At 66.9% G+C, this 1,319-nt stretch carries 2 protein-coding genes; both read right to left on the bottom strand.

Annotation, left to right across the window (positions count from 1 at the left end; all coding sequences use genetic code 11):
• A partial coding sequence (locus WDW90_RS37200) for a hypothetical protein (protein ID WP_336492739.1) occupies window positions 1-367 on the bottom strand: 367 nt, incomplete at its 3' end.
• Between the two features lie 2 nt (window positions 368-369).
• Entirely contained in the window at window positions 370-723 is a 354-nt protein-coding gene (locus WDW90_RS37195) for a hypothetical protein (protein ID WP_336492738.1), read from the bottom strand.
• Window positions 724-1,319 lie beyond the last annotated feature (596 nt).

The following is a 1,319-nucleotide window of genomic DNA, read 5'->3' as shown; positions in this document are numbered from 1 at the left end:
CCCGGGACAGCGCAGCCGCCTTGCCGGGCGCTGATGCCAGCGGTGCCGAGGGACCGTTTCGAGCGGGAGTAGAACGGGCGCCCTGACATCCTGCTGTGCAGTTCATCCTGGCCCCTGCTGCGTGGAAACGGACTGCAAGCTCGTCATGGAGGCAGAAGGCGGCACCGAGCGAGAGCAGGCACCAGCCACCGCCAGCGGCCAGCAAAGGCAACAAGCGCGTCCTGGGCGAGTGCGCCACGCCGCCAATCAGATTGTGATGGGGAGGTGCGGTCTTCTCCGCCGTGCCCTCGGAGGAGGTGCTCGCCGGCATGTAACCCGCCTTGCTGAGGGACTCTGCAATTGCGTTGTAGAGCGCGTCCTGCATCATCGTCACCCGACCAGCCGGACCCGAGCCGAGAGACACGTCGCCTGTGCCTGCCATGCGTCGCGTTCTGCCTGGAGGTCGAGCACTTGGGCATTCAGAGCCGCGATGGCGCCCTGCATCTCGCCGGCATCGCGCGCCATGTCGACTAGGTCCTCTTGGGCGATGGCGAGCCGCTCCCGCAGCTCCGCAAGCTGGGACCGCAGTTCCACCACGAGCAGGTTGGCAGCGCTGAGCGTCGCGTCCCCTGCTTCACCGTGTGTCGCCACAGCTGGGGCGAGGGCTTTGTCGAGGGCTTGAAGCCCCGCGACCTGCTCGAACAGCGCCGAAGCGAACACGTCCACAGTGTTTTGCATGGTCATGCCGTCACCCTCTCGTGGCTATCCCCATCCCCCTGTTTGCCCGTGGTTGGTGTCCTCTCCCCGTCAAGCGGCCATCAGAGACCGGCGGACCGAGGCTGGCTGGGCGCATTGAACACGGCCCGGCAACCCGGGCTGAGCCTCGGCTTCTCACGGCGCAGACACGCGGTGATGCCGGCCACGTTCGGGATCTGGCTGCTGCACAGCCGCAGCACATCGGGCGTACAGGCCTCACGCTGAGCGGCTGTGGGTTCGGCGCGGCTGGTGGTCGTCACTGTCAAGGCCACGGCGGTCAGGCAGATGCACAGAAGGGACGGGCGCATGGGAAGACCGCCGTTTGAGAGAAAGACCGCGCCGCAACGAAACGCGACGAGGCCAGAACGGCAGGCTGAGTGGGAAGGGTTAACGAGGGCTTAACCATACCGCACCATGCTCTGGATCGAGCTGAGCCCTCGCGCGTTGCGGCGCGAACTCGCCGTTTGCGCTGCTGCGGGGCCGTCATGGTCATCCTCAATCCGCTGACCGGGCAACTCATCACCATCGCGCTACCCGAGCCGCGCCCGCTGGCCGACCGATCTCGCGCGGCGACAACAGTGTCC

This window comes from Methylobacterium nigriterrae (genome assembly GCF_037106235.1).
Taxonomy (GTDB): domain Bacteria; phylum Pseudomonadota; class Alphaproteobacteria; order Rhizobiales; family Beijerinckiaceae; genus Methylobacterium; species Methylobacterium nigriterrae.
Note: the sequence above shows the minus strand (reverse complement) of the source record. Positions and strands in the feature narration are given on the sequence as shown.

Excerpts from the sequence above, each read along its gene's own strand:
- WDW90_RS37195 (WP_336492738.1), bottom strand. The coding sequence starts at position 723 with ATGACCATGCAAAACACTGTGGACGTGTTCGCTTCGGCGCTGTTCGAG.